This window comes from Gilliamella sp. LMG 34359 (assembly GCF_984569085.1).
The window spans coordinates 659137-672702 of record NZ_OZ474906.1 but is presented as its reverse complement, the minus strand read 5'-3'; the positions used below and the strand labels follow the sequence as shown (position 1 = coordinate 672702).

The window sequence follows — 13566 nt, the reverse complement described above, 5'->3', positions numbered from 1 at the left end:
AAATAAGGCCTAAAATCATGGAAATTCGTTTTCAAAATCACGTAATGGATCTCTCATTTCCGCAAGTAATGGGAATTGTTAATATGACCCCAGATTCTTTTTCAGACGGCGGTAATTACAACAATCTTGATGATGCAATGCGCCGGGTTGATCATATGATTCAAGCCGGGGCAACCTTTATTGATGTAGGTGGGGAATCAACTCGCCCCGGCGCTGCAGAAGTATCAACTAGCGAAGAGCTTGACCGAGTAATTCCGTTAGTCGAAAAAATTGCTCGCTACTTTGATGTCTGGATTTCAGTTGATACGTCAAAACCGGAAGTTATCACTGAATCAGCCAAAGCCGGAGCACATTTGATTAATGATATCCGTGCATTAACTTTACCGGGTGCACTTCAAGCAGCGCAAAAAACGGAGTTACCGGTATGTATCATGCATATGCAAGGTGATCCAAAAACCATGCAAAATGCGCCCCATTATCAGCAAGATATCTATCAAGAAGTCGATTCATTTTTTGCAGAACATATCAACCGATGTGTAACTGCTGGTATTGCTCGGGAAAAAATCATCCTTGACCCAGGTTTTGGCTTTGGTAAAACTTTAGCCCACAACTATCGTCTATTAGCAACCCTAGAAAGATTTCATCACTTTAAGCTACCTATTTTAGTTGGCATGTCAAGAAAATCAATGGTCGGACAAGTGCTAAATGTACCACCAAAAGAGCGTGTCCTTGGTAGCGTCTCTTGTGCAGTTATTGCTGCAATGAAAGGTGCACAAATTATCCGTGTTCATGATGTCAAAGAAACATTTGATGCCATGCGAATAGTCCAAGCAACATTAGCTGAGCAAGGTTAATTTTTGGCGGGATTAACGTCATTTTTACTATCATTAAATCAATAAGTTAGCCGTTAAAGATTATCTAAAAACGGCTAAATATTTAGATTGATTCAACTACTCAGAAGAAACTATGTTTAAAAAAGGAACTATGTTTAAAAAAGGAACTATGTTTAAAAATAGTTTTATTATTCTAATGTTGCAATATACTCCTCTAAGTGTGATTTAATTACAGTTACATGAGGACCATAAATCACTTGAACACCTTGTCCATTAATAATTACGCCTTTTGCTCCGGTTGATTTTAAGATTTCTTTATCCACCAATTGATTATCATGTACCGAAATTCTTAATCTTGTTGCGCAACAATCAACATAAGTAATGTTTTCTTTACCGCCTAATCCTTCTAAGATAACACTTGAGAGATCGCTGTTATTTTTATTTTTCTTGGCATTTTCAACATCTTTTCTAGTATATAATTTGGTTTCTTCACTATCATCTTCTCGTCCAGGAGTTTTAAAATTGAATTTTTTGATCAAGAATCTAAAGGTGAAGTAATAGATTGGGAATAATGGAAGACCAATGAGAATAACATTAATCCAATGCGTTTTACTATTTCCTTGTAAAACACCAAATAATACGAAATCAATTAAACTACCAGAGAAGGTTTGTCCCACGCCAACATCAAAAATGTGACACAACATGAAAGATAAACCAGCATAAATACAATGAATAACATAAAGTAAAGGACCGGCAAAGAGGAAAGAAAACTCAATAGGTTCAGTGATCCCTGTCAAAATAGCGGTTAAGGTTGCTGAAACAAGAAGGCCTAACACCATTTTACGATTTTGTGGTTTAGCGGTATGGTAAATAGCTAATGCTGCACCCGGAATACCAAATAAATAAAATGGAAACTTACCAGCCATAAAGCGAGTTGCTTCAACTGAAAATTCGGTAGTATTTGGACTAGCGAGTTGAGCAAAGAAAATATTTTGCGCACCAGCAACAAGAGTGCCATCAATCATTGCTGTACCACCAACCCCGGTTTGCCAGAATGGCATATAAAATACATGATGCAAACCAAATGGAATTAAAGCACGTTCAATAAATCCATAAATAAAGGTACCGGCATAACCTGATTCATTAACTAAGCGGCCTAATAATAAAATTCCATGTTGGATTGATGGCCAAATATAAAACATGACAATACCGACAAATAAATAGACGAACGCGGTAATAATAGGCACAAAACGAGAGCCACCAAAGAACGATAATATAGCTGGTAATTCAATTCGATAATAACGGTTGTGTAAAGCAGCTACGCCTAACCCGACTATAACCCCACCAAAAACGCCCATTTGCAACGTCTGAATGCCAACCGCATCACCTAAAGATCCGTCCGGCAGTGCACCTTCTTTTAATAGTCCTTTTAACTCTAATAGTGCATGAATAGTTGAATGCATAATAAAGAAGCCAACAGCACCAGATATTGCAGCAACTTCTTTTTCTTGTTTGGCCATTCCCATCGCAACGCCAATAGCGAACAAAATAGGAAGATTAGAAAATACAACACTACCAGCATTTTTCATTATGGTTAAAAATGCATGAAGCAGGGTTCCTTCACCTAAAAAGTCCTGTAACCCATAAGAGACAATAGTTGTTTCATTAGTAAATGAAGCTCCTATGCCCAACATTAATCCAGCCACAGGAAGGAGAGCAATGGGTAACATAAAAGATCGTCCAACCCGTTGCAATACACTAAAAAAAGTACTTTTCATTGTAGTTAATCCTATTTTTTTTATTAAAAGACAACGTGAACAGCTTAAATAATTCACAAAATTAATTTTATATGTAAAGTGACTTAAATTAAAGAGATCTAGTTCACATAATTTTAATAAAAAATTAATTTTTAGCGCTCTATTACCGGGTTATATGGTGAAAAATGAATTATAAATTATCTTGTTTGAAATATTTTGTGAATTAAGACCTTTATCACATTATCGCAATAAAGGCCTTATAAACTAGGATAGGTTTCGTAACTCATTGATGGTCTGCTTATAAGGTTTATCTTTATTAAACAATCCAGCAGTTCCAAGTATGAAATATTCAACGTAAGGGGATAATTGTTCGATGATATTAGGGCTTATCGCGCCATCAATAGCGATAGTCGTATTTAGATTTCTATCTTTAATCATAGAATTTAAGCGCTTAATTCTATCAATAGAATTAGCGATAAAAGGTTGTCCAGCAAACCCTGGATTAACTGACATTATCAAAACAACATCAATAAGATCTAAAACATCTTCTAATACTACTAATGGCGTACCGGGATTAATGGCAACACCAACCTTTTTACCTGTTGATTTAATTTGATTTAATGTGCGATGTACATGCACTAATGTTTCCACATGCACATAAATAATATCACAGCCAAGTTGGGCAAATTTTTCAATGTATGGCGTTGGATTGGTTACCATCAAATGCACATCGTAAGGGATTTTGCTTAATTTGCTTACCGCTTTAATATCTTCTATACCTAATGCGAAATTAGGCACAAAATTACCATCCATCACATCAATGTGAAACATATCGACGCCAGCCTCCTCTAATGAGTTTAGTTCGGCCTCCAACTTAGAAAAGTCAACGCACATAAGCGAAGGACAAAATTTACTCATGAAACTCTCCTTTTTGTATAGCATCGATTTGATCTATTCTAGTTTGATGACGTCCACCTTCGAATTTTGCCATTAACCACTGATCAACAATCATTTTAGCTAATTCACTACCTACCACACGAGAACCAAAAGCAAGAATATTGGTATTATTATGTTCACGAGATAATTTTGCCGAATAGGGGTCACTACAAACAACGGCTCTTATTCCTTGGCATTTATTGGCCGCAATCGAAATACCAATACCGGTTCCACATATTAAGATGCCTAAATCAGCCTCCTTGGAATTAATGGCTTTGGCCACCCGGTTAGCATAAATCGGATAATCGGTTCTTTCTGTTGATGGTGCACCAAGATCAATCACGGTAATATTTTTATTTTCCAAATATTCAATGATATCTTTCTTCAAAATATATCCTACATGATCATAACCAATCGCAATTTTCATATATTTCCTCTCCGTTGACTAAAAATAAGGCGATTTACTTCACTTTTTATGATATTAACGTTAATTTATTTTTTTGTAAAGTTCACCAAAAATAAAAAATTTGCTTTTTACCATGTGCTTAAATTGAAATTGGGTTAAAATTACCCTTCAAAAATGTTACGGAGTAAAAATGTGAAACAGCTAAATGATCCTGAAAGTTCTAATGCGTTAGCAATTGGAGCAATGATTCGTATTTCACTTTCAAGTTTGAGTAATACCGAACAACGAATTATTGAATGGATGATGACTAAGGGTAATTTAAAGCCAAGAACCAGTATTAAAGAGGTGGCCGAAGCATTATCTGTTTCAGAACCATTGCTGGTAAAAGTTTCCAAAAAGTTAGGCTATTCAGGTTTTAGAGAAATTCGAAGTGCATTGCTTTCCTACTTTGATGCCTTGCCTTTTGATAAAGAGCAAGAACTGTCAGAAAAAGATAATGTCGAAGATATTATTGAGAAAGTGTTTAATAACTCTGTGCAAGCATTAAAAGAAGCTCAATCTATTGTTGATGCTAAAATTATTTCCAAAGCTGCACAATGGATTTTCCATGCTAATCGGATCGTTATTCTTGGTGTAGGTGGTTCAGCAATTGTTGGTGAAGATTTTGAGCATAAATTATTGAGAATAGGAATTCACAGCCATACATATAGTGATAATCATTTGATGGTGATGGTAGCGAGCCAATTAAAAGAAAACGATGTGGTTATTGCTATCTCTCAATCAGGAAACACCGCAGAAATATGTAATGCAATATTGGTTGCCAAAAAGAATCAGGCGAAGATTATTTGTATTACCAATAATCACCAATCAGAATTGGCTGAAATTTCTGACTTATCTATCTTTAGCCCAGCCAAAAATGGACCGTTACTCGGTCAAAATGCTGCCGCTCGAATTATCCAACTCACTTTGTTAGATACACTATTTATCGCAATTGTGGTTTTGGATCATGAAAAATCCAAAGTCCATTTGGAGCGGAGTATTGATGTCGTTAAACCATTACATAAAAAAACACAATCTGACGAATGAGATAATTTTTAAATAATTAAATATGAAAATCTTATTAATCTCCTCTTTCCTCAATCTTTTTAGTTGTGATTAGCCAGCATAAAAATATTGAGGAATTTACACCGTCGCAATTGCTAATCATCGACTATTTTTCATAAATAATTAAACGCTAGCCAGCAAGATAAGTTGGCGCACAGCAACGCCAATCCGACTATTTCTAATAATTAAAATAGATAGTCGCCTGTCAGATTTTATCACTTTAGAAAGCCAGCATACTTTTCTGTAAAAAATATTGCCAAGTCTATATCGTCACAATTGCTAATCATCGACTATTTTTCATAAATAATTAAACGCTAGCCAGCAAGATAAGTTGGCGCACAGCAACGCCAATCCGACTATTTCTAATAATTAAAATAGATAGTCGCCTGTCAGATTTTATCACTTTAGAAAGCCAGCATACTTTTCTGTAAAAAATATTGCCAAGTCTATATCGTCACAATTGCTAATCATCGACTATTATTTAAAAATAATTAAACGCTAGCCAGCAAGATAAGTTGGCGCACAGCAACGCCAATCCGACTATTTCTAATAACTAAAATAGATAGTTGCCTGTCAGATTTTATCTCTTAAGAAAGCCAGCATACTTTTCTGTAAAAAATATTGCCAAGTTTATATCGTCACAATTGCTAATCATCGACTATTATTTAAAAATAATTAAACGCTAGCCAGCAAGATAAGTTGGCGCACGCCAACGTGAATCCTATTATTTCTAATAACTAAAATAGATAGTTGCCTGTCAGATTTTATCTCTTTAGAAAGCCAGAATACTTTTCTGTAAAAATATTGCGAGGCTATATTGTTGCGCTTTTTGATAATAAATGTTCTGCAATTAAAAACACTAAAGCCAGTCAGTACGGCTTAATTGGTGTTTTTAATAAAGATAGTAAAATTTTTATTCAATAAAGATCGCGATAAATATAAACAGGCCGATATAGTTATTATTCATAAAGGCTTTAAAACAATTGGTTCTATCTCTGTCTTTGATTAACCATTGTTGATAAATAAACAGCAATAAAGCGATGATTAAACCAATATAATAAAATTGATGAAAATGGTTGTTTATGCCGATAAATGCTAAACAAATTAAAGTTAACGTTTGCAATACCACAATAATAAACTTGTCATAACGACCAAATAGGATGGCTGTAGATTTTATACCAATTTTCAAATCATCATTGCGATCAACCATAGCATATTCGGTGTCGTAAGCGATTGTCCAACAAATATTAGCCAAACAGAGTAACCAACAAGTTAAAGGAAATTGTGCGATCGTGGCGGCATACGCCATCGGTATTCCCCAACTGAAGGCGATACCTAAGGTCACTTGTGGTAAATGGGTATAACGTTTCATAAATGGGTAGACCATTGCGGTAATTAAGGCAAATCCAGCAATTAACCATGTTAATTTATCTAAAGTAAGCAATAAACCCAGTGCAATTACTAGTAACACAAATAAGGTGTATAAAGCATTTTTTTCGCTCAACGCGCCACGAGCGAGAGGACGATTTTTAGTGCGTTCGACTTTTCCATCAAAATGCCGGTCAGCATAATCATTGATCACACATCCCGCAGAGCGCATAACAATCACGCCAAGTACAAATACGCTAACGACATGAACCGATGGAGTCGCGGTAGCAAGCCAAATCGCCCACAATGTTGGCCAAAGTAGTAATAAGCAACCAATTGGCTTGTCTAAGCGCATCAACTGTAAATAAGCTAACATAATAGGTAGTCATTATCCTGAATCATAATAGACGGATTATACCTGTTCCCCTAAAAGCTGCAATCCGCAGCGTTCACTGAGCATATTGCATTATCAAATAAACGAACGATCAATTTGCTCTGCAATAAAGTTTATAGCATTGGCAAATAGTTTTCGGCAACTATGGCCAATGCTTGGTAAAACGGGCTGATTTGGTTTTGTTTTAGACTCTCTAAATAAGCTGGCGCCCAAGTTAATAGATGTTCGGTCAGTAATTGTTTAGCTGCTTGAAATTGATGTTTTTCAAGTAGTAGTGCATAAGCCATTAACATTAAACCGAACTGATCTTCCGGCTCATTCATCCCGGTATTGAGCCTCAAACCTTGTTGTTGTAAGAATACCCGGTAGCGTTCTTGTGATTCGCCCATGAGTAATTTGTCTTGATCCAAATAGACCGAACCCCATGGTGGGGCGATCATACTACCTTGACCTTCAAATAGTAGCGAGAATTGATATTCTATTTCAGGATGATCTATCTGTTTTTTTAATATTTGGCACTGTTCTGTTATTAAGGATTGATTTGGCCAATTGGTTAACTGATCGACCTGTAATAATCCTTCAAGCAATGAATTTATCTGCTCACTTTTGGGTGGATAATAAAAAAAAGCGCCGAATATTTTCGCCAAAGTGATAGATGTTAGATTATCCAAACTATTCAATCCTTTATTCATCATTGCATTAATATTGTATAAAGTATTACACCATTAGATGGTTATCATCCACAAATTATAAAAGGTAATACGTTCACAAATTTCGGCGACAAATACGCCAATAAACACCAATAGATAGAGTATTTTTGGATGGCGACGGAACAAAATCGTTAATAAAAGTAATACCATAGCGCCAATCAACAATCTACATTGGATAACGTTCAAGTCATGTTGATTATTCGTTAGCTCTGGGGCGATGCTAGTCATGAGTTCTAAGTAAGGTCTTTTTACTAGTAGAATCACCGAGCTACCAATAAAAAAAGCACAATAGCCAATTCGATATAGGCCTAACCAAGTAACCGCAATACCGCCTAGCACTAACATTGCAGTATACATTTGTATTGCAGTATAGTGGGTATTCCAGGTTTTAATCGTTGGTAACATATAGGTTTGTACAATTGACCATACAAATAACTGGCTTAATATGACCAACATAGTGGCTAATAAATAGTTTAAACCAGGGATGCGGTTAATTTTTTGACATAGTGGTTTGATGATTTTTAATTTTGTACTATCCGGGTATAGAACAAAATGGTTAAGTATGACAAAGGCAAAAGCGATACCAAATGATAAGCAAAAGGTAAAAATTTCATTACTCATTGGTGAACGCCCTATGCCAAAAATGACATTCAATGCGCGTAATGGTTGCCCTAAATGTAATGAGGCAACGCCCATGCCAATCATCATAAAGATGAGCGATACTGCATAGATCTTTCGCGTGATGGCTAATTTAGTTGGCGAACGAGAAACAAGATAAAATAATCCACTTAAGAGAATCATTCCTGCTGATAGTTGGCCAATTACCGTAAAAAATACCAGTGGTAGTTCCTGCATTTTAGACCTCCTCTGGATTAAGTATGGAACCAAACGATTCAGCGGTTACTTTAGCTTGTGGATGTGGTTTTATCACAATACTTGGTTTGGTTAATTCTGAACTTGGTAACGGTGCAATATCACACTCTTGGCCATAAAGCTCACGCAATTTTCCAATTTCATCAAAATCCAAAGCACGTTGAGGACAAGACTCAACACAGACTGGTTTTAAACCTTGCGAGACACGTTCATAACAACCATCACATTTGGACATAACTCGTTTTTGATGATCATAATGTGGTGCACCATAAGGGCAACGCATTTCACAATAACGACAACCGATACAGATATCTTGATTGACAACGACTAAGCCATCTTCTTGACGTTTATGCATGGCACCGGTTGGGCAACCTTGTACACAGGTTGGTTCTTGGCAATGGTTGCAGGAGACCGATAAATAATAGACAAAGGTATCATTTTGCCAACATCCATCGACTTGTTGCCAACTGCCGCCACCATATTCATAGACACGCCGGAAATTAATCCCTAGCGCATTATCTTTTTCATCTTTACAGCTTACTTGGCAAGTTTTGCAACCGGTGCATTTGGCTGAGTTAATATAGAATCCATATTGCATTTTTATCATCTCCCTTACGATGCCGCCGGCGTAACCGTTAATGGTTTCATTTCAACCAAATTGGTATGCTGAGGATTAGATTTGGCCAGTACAGATGGTCGCAATGAGGTTAAACGATTAATACAGCCTCCAATATCAATACCTGCCGCATTGGTTTTGGCCCATAATCCCTGTGGAATAGCAATAATGCCGGGTAATATGCGTGGCGTGACTTTAGCTGGAATATAAAGTCGGCCACGATCGTTATAAACTTCAACCAATTGACCATGTTTTATTTGCCTTACTTCAGCATCTAATGGATTAATCCAGATACTACTTGCCACCGCTTCTTTAAGTTGCGGAAGATTACTATAACTTGAGTGACAATGCCCTTTGATATGAAAACCAATCAATTGTAATGGATATTTTTGCCGTTTTTGAGTATCTTCGCTACCCTCAATTGCAGGCAAATAAGCCGGTATCGGGTAGAGCAGATCACCTTCATCAAACTCCCACTGCTCGGCAATTTGGACTAATGCCTCTGAATAGATTTCGATTTTACCAGACGGCGTATTTAGTCGATTTTTTATTGGATCATCGCGAAACGCTTTTAAGCCAATATGGGCATCACTATTAGCTAATTTACGATCAACAACCCCCATACCATCAGTGTCAGCAAAAGAAGGTAAATTTGGATCGAGTTTTCGCATTTTTTCATAACTATAGGCGATCCAATCATCTTGGCTTCGGCCTTCGGTAAATTTGTCTTTAACACCCATTTTTTCAGATAGTTCAGTCAATACATCATAAGCTGGACGATTTTCCCAAAGTGGCTTAATGGCTCGTTGCATACGGATAACATAATGATAAGCACCCGATGCATATGAGTTATTGATTAAATCGTTACTTTCAACTGATGAGACATCTGGTAACAATAAATCGGCATATTTTGCCGAAGCAGTCATATGCGTATCCCATACTAAAATAAATTCACACTTTGATTCATCTTGTAGAATTTGATGAGTTCGGTTGAGATCAGAATGTTGATTACCGGTGACGTTGCTAGCATAACTCCAAAGGAATTTAATACCAACATCTAATTTATCTTTACCTTTTATATAAGCATTTTTGGCGGTCATACTCAGCGGATCTTCGATCGCTTTAGTCCATAAAAAGAAGGGAATACTGGTTTTAATTGGATTAACCATATTTAAGCCAGGTACTGGATAGGTAATACTTTCCCCCCAAGTTCCAATATTGGTACCTTGCTTACCAAATTGACCGGTAATGATAGGTAAGATCATAATCGCTCTTGTGGTATGCTCGCCATTTTGCCAACGTTGTGGTCCCCAACCTTGGGAAATCCATGCAGCTTTGGCATTGACAATATCTAACGCCAATTTTCGAATCTGATCGGCCGCAATCCCGGTTTTTTTGCTCGCCCACTCTGGGGTTTTAGGTATTCCATCATCACCCAATCCTAAAATATAAGATTTATAGTCACTAAAAAGTGGCGCTTCATCAGGTAAAGTTTCGGCATTCCAACCAATACAATATTTGGTTAACATCGCCTCATCAATACGATCTTTTTCAAGTAAAGCATAAATAATTCCAGCGACCAGTGCGGCATCTGTTCCTGGGATAATCGGCATCCATTGAGCATTAAAACCCACCACACTTTCACTACGGCGTGGATCGATAATGATGACTCTAGCTTTACTTTGCGCTAAGGCATTAAACATTTCGTTAACTTGGCCACCACCGGACATACGGGTTTCTGCAATATTGTGACCAAACATGACAACCAGATCGGAGTGCTTAATTTGATCTAATAATGAAGCTTTAGCATTACCATAAATAAACGGTTGCATCGCGGTAATCTGTCCACTGGAATAATCGCCATGATAATTTAGATGACCGCCGATTGTGCTTAAAAAGCGTTTACAAGCGTTACGCCCCGAGATATTTGCACCAGTGGTACCCGTGCCATATTGATAATAAATGGCTTCATTACCATAGTTATTAATAGTATATTTGAGTTTTTCGCTTAATAGATTGATGGCTTCATCCCACGAGATACGCTTAAATTTACCTTCACCGCGTTTACCAATTCGTAGCATTGGATATTTTAATCGTTCAGGATCATAAGTCCGCCAACGAACAGCTCGTCCACGAAGACAAGGTCGAATTTGATGTTTTCCAAAAACAGCATCATTAATTCCATCTTCAGATGATATTTTGGTAATAATGTCGTTTTTAACATGTACTTTTAAGGGGCAACGACTGCCACAATTGACTAAACAAGCACTATAAAAAATCTTTTCTTCGTTAGTCGAATTAGTTGGCGGCACTTTATTAGGATCTGTCTCAGGCGTTGCATAAGCAAAAGGTAATTGTATATTACTAGCTAATGCAGCCACCCCACTTATTGCTAATGATTTTTGTAAAAAATCACGCCGAGTTATCTTATTTTCTGACCTGCTCATCCTATTCCATCATCTCTATCTGGGAGGTATTTATCATAATAAATTTATTAAGATTATAATACAGAAAAACGATTAAAATCGAATTTAACTTAAAATAAATTAATTAAATAAGAATGATTATCAATTACAAATTTATTTTACTTGCTATTATAAATTTAATTTCATGCATCTTAAAGAAAGACTGGTATAATACGACCATTTATTCGAATAAATAGAAAAGTTATGTCACAATCCACTTATAATGCTGTTGATATTGAAGTCTTAAAAGGACTCGATCCTGTTCGCCATCGACCAGGCATGTATACTGATACCGTTCGCCCAAATCATTTGGGACAAGAGGTTATTGATAACAGTGTCGATGAAGCTATTGCGGGACATGCTCGCCAAGTTAAAGTCACCCTTTATGAAGATAATTCACTTGAGGTTATTGACGATGGGCGCGGTATGCCGGTTGATATTCATCCTGAAGAGGGTGTGCCGGCTATTGAACTTTTACTTTGTCGTTTACATGCTGGTGGTAAGTTTTCTAATAAAAATTATCAATTTTCTGGCGGTTTGCATGGCGTGGGTATCTCAGTGGTTAATGCGTTATCCAAACGAGTGGAAGTTACCGTCAACCGGGATGGACAAGTTTATCAAATTGCTTTTGAAAACGGTTATAAAGTAGAGGATTTGCAGGTGATAGGTACCTGTGGTCGTCGTAATACCGGTACCAAAGTACGTTTTTGGCCGGATGAAAAGTATTTTGATTCACCTCGATTTTCCGTGCCGCGTTTAACTCATTTGCTTAAAGCGAAAGCAGTACTCTGTCCTGGATTGGAAATCATTTTCAAAGACAAAATTAATAACACTGAGCAACGCTGGTGTTATCAAGATGGCTTAAAAGATTATTTAATGGAGTCAGTTAGTGGATATACTCTATTACCAGAAGAGCCATTTACCGGTAATCATACCGGCGAAACAGAAGCGGTCGAATGGGCATTACTTTGGTTACCGGAAGGTGGCGAACTGTTAACCGAAAGTTACGTTAACTTGATTCCAACGGTGCAAGGTGGAACTCATGTGAATGGTTTACGCCAAGGCCTACTTGATGCGATGCGGGAGTTTTGTGAGTTCCGTAATTTACTGCCTCGTGGGTTAAAGCTAACCGCTGATGATATTTGGGAACGTTGTGCTTATGTGTTATCCGTGAAAATGCAAGAACCGCAATTTGCAGGTCAAACTAAAGAACGTTTATCATCAAGACAAAGCGCAGCATTTGTTTCGGCGATTGTTAAAGATGCCTTTAGCCTTTGGTTAAATCAGCATGTACAAATTGCTGAATTGTTAGCTGAAATGGTAATTTCCAGTGCACAAAAACGGTTACGCGCATCGAAAAAAGTCATTCGTAAAAAACTGACCAGTGGTCCGGCCTTACCGGGTAAATTGGCCGATTGTTCGTCACAAGATTTAAGTCGTACTGAACTATTTTTAGTCGAAGGTGATTCTGCTGGTGGTTCAGCTAAACAGGCGCGAGATCGTGAATATCAAGCGATTATGCCGTTGAAAGGTAAAATTTTAAATACTTGGGAAGTCTCTTCTGACGAAGTTTTAGGCTCTCAAGAGATTCATGATATTTCTGTCGCGATTGGTATCGATCCTGATAGTGATGATTTGAGTCAATTACGTTACGGTAAAATCTGTATTTTAGCTGATGCTGACTCAGATGGATTGCATATTGCCACATTACTTTGTGCATTGTTTGTTCGTCACTTTCGGGCGATGGTGGAACATGGTCATATTTTTGTTGCTATGCCGCCACTTTACCGTATCGATTTAGGTAAAGAAGTATATTACGCCCTAGATGAAGAAGAAAAAGAAGGCATTTTAGAACAACTGAAACGTAAAAAAGGCAAACCGAATGTTCAACGTTTCAAAGGGTTAGGTGAAATGAATCCATTACAATTGCGTGAAACAACGATGGATCCAAATACTCGCAGATTAGTGCAGTTATCACTTGATAGTACAGAAGAAACCATGGCATTAATGGATATGTTGTTGGCGAAAAAGCGCGCCGAAGATCGCCGAGAGTGGTTACAAGAAAAAGGTGACCAAGTTGAACTTGATGTCTAATATACAGAAT

The 13566-nt window shown here is 37.1% G+C and carries 11 protein-coding genes; 3 read left to right on the top strand and 8 right to left on the bottom strand.

Features of this window, described 5'->3' with window-relative positions; genetic code table 11:
• The first annotated feature begins 17 nt into the window (after positions 1 to 17).
• Positions 18 to 854: a dihydropteroate synthase gene (folP, locus tag AC5LXV_RS03185; protein ID WP_493467361.1), complete on the top strand. Its 837-nt coding sequence runs from the start codon at positions 18 to 20 to the stop codon at positions 852 to 854.
• A 167-nt stretch (positions 855 to 1021) separates the two neighbouring features.
• Here folP and AC5LXV_RS03180 read toward each other — a convergent pair whose 3' ends face one another.
• From AC5LXV_RS03180 to rpiB, 3 genes are all read right to left on the bottom strand, one after another.
• Entirely contained in the window at positions 1022 to 2611 is a 1590-nt protein-coding gene (locus tag AC5LXV_RS03180; protein ID WP_493461505.1) for a PTS transporter subunit EIIC, read from the bottom strand.
• Positions 2612 to 2854: 243 nt separating this feature from the next.
• Positions 2855 to 3508, bottom strand: coding sequence for a ribulose-phosphate 3-epimerase (gene rpe / locus AC5LXV_RS03175; RefSeq protein WP_493445754.1), 654 nt, complete (start codon positions 3506 to 3508; stop codon positions 2855 to 2857).
• The gene (gene rpiB, locus AC5LXV_RS03170) at positions 3501 to 3953 is read right to left on the bottom strand and encodes a ribose 5-phosphate isomerase B (protein WP_110434614.1); all 453 of its coding nucleotides are present in this window, start codon (positions 3951 to 3953) and stop codon (positions 3501 to 3503) included. The genes rpe and rpiB overlap by 8 nt, the downstream gene beginning before the upstream one ends.
• Before the next feature lie 171 nt (positions 3954 to 4124).
• Between rpiB and AC5LXV_RS03165 the strand changes: the two genes are divergently transcribed.
• Positions 4125 to 5018, top strand: a complete 894-nt coding sequence (locus AC5LXV_RS03165) for an SIS domain-containing protein (protein WP_493467360.1) — start codon at positions 4125 to 4127, stop codon at positions 5016 to 5018.
• Between the two features lie 931 nt (positions 5019 to 5949).
• On the opposite strand, the gene ubiA is transcribed toward AC5LXV_RS03165, so the two are convergent.
• The 5 genes from ubiA to AC5LXV_RS03140 form a co-directional block, all read right to left on the bottom strand.
• Positions 5950 to 6780 (bottom strand): 4-hydroxybenzoate octaprenyltransferase, encoded by an 831-nt coding sequence (gene ubiA / locus AC5LXV_RS03160; RefSeq protein WP_493467359.1) that lies wholly within the window; start codon positions 6778 to 6780, stop codon positions 5950 to 5952.
• Positions 6781 to 6911: 131 nt separating this feature from the next.
• Entirely contained in the window at positions 6912 to 7469 is a 558-nt protein-coding gene (locus AC5LXV_RS03155; protein WP_493467358.1) for a TorD/DmsD family molecular chaperone, read from the bottom strand.
• A 54-nt stretch (positions 7470 to 7523) separates the two neighbouring features.
• Positions 7524 to 8363, bottom strand: a complete 840-nt coding sequence (locus AC5LXV_RS03150; protein WP_493467357.1) for a dimethyl sulfoxide reductase anchor subunit family protein — start codon at positions 8361 to 8363, stop codon at positions 7524 to 7526.
• A gap of 1 nt (position 8364) precedes the next feature.
• On the bottom strand, positions 8365 to 8979 hold the full coding sequence (locus AC5LXV_RS03145) for a DMSO/selenate family reductase complex B subunit (RefSeq protein WP_219999831.1): 615 nt from the start codon (positions 8977 to 8979) through the stop codon (positions 8365 to 8367).
• Between the two features lie 14 nt (positions 8980 to 8993).
• Positions 8994 to 11444 (bottom strand): DMSO/selenate family reductase complex A subunit, encoded by a 2451-nt coding sequence (locus AC5LXV_RS03140; RefSeq protein WP_493467356.1) that lies wholly within the window; start codon positions 11442 to 11444, stop codon positions 8994 to 8996.
• A gap of 222 nt (positions 11445 to 11666) precedes the next feature.
• Here AC5LXV_RS03140 and parE point away from each other — a divergent pair, with 222 nt between their 5' ends.
• Positions 11667 to 13556 (top strand): DNA topoisomerase IV subunit B, encoded by a 1890-nt coding sequence (parE, locus tag AC5LXV_RS03135; protein ID WP_493467355.1) that lies wholly within the window; start codon positions 11667 to 11669, stop codon positions 13554 to 13556.
• Positions 13557 to 13566: the final 10 nt, after the last annotated feature.

Bases quoted from the DNA above. Each gene is read 5' to 3' on its own strand.
- folP (WP_493467361.1), top strand. From the start codon at position 18: ATGGAAATTCGTTTTCAAAATCACGTAATGGATCTCTCATTTCCGCAA.
- AC5LXV_RS03180 (WP_493461505.1), bottom strand. From the start codon at position 2,611: ATGAAAAGTACTTTTTTTAGTGTATTGCAACGGGTTGGACGATCTTTT.
- rpe (WP_493445754.1), bottom strand. From the start codon at position 3,508: ATGAGTAAATTTTGTCCTTCGCTTATGTGCGTTGACTTTTCTAAGTTG.
- rpiB (WP_110434614.1), bottom strand. From the start codon at position 3,953: ATGAAAATTGCGATTGGTTATGATCATGTAGGATATATTTTGAAGAAA.
- ubiA (WP_493467359.1), bottom strand. From the start codon at position 6,780: ATGTTAGCTTATTTACAGTTGATGCGCTTAGACAAGCCAATTGGTTGC.
- AC5LXV_RS03150 (WP_493467357.1), bottom strand. From the start codon at position 8,363: ATGCAGGAACTACCACTGGTATTTTTTACGGTAATTGGCCAACTATCA.
- AC5LXV_RS03145 (WP_219999831.1), bottom strand. From the start codon at position 8,979: ATGCAATATGGATTCTATATTAACTCAGCCAAATGCACCGGTTGCAAA.
- AC5LXV_RS03140 (WP_493467356.1), bottom strand. From the start codon at position 11,444: ATGAGCAGGTCAGAAAATAAGATAACTCGGCGTGATTTTTTACAAAAA.
- parE (WP_493467355.1), top strand. From the start codon at position 11,667: ATGTCACAATCCACTTATAATGCTGTTGATATTGAAGTCTTAAAAGGA.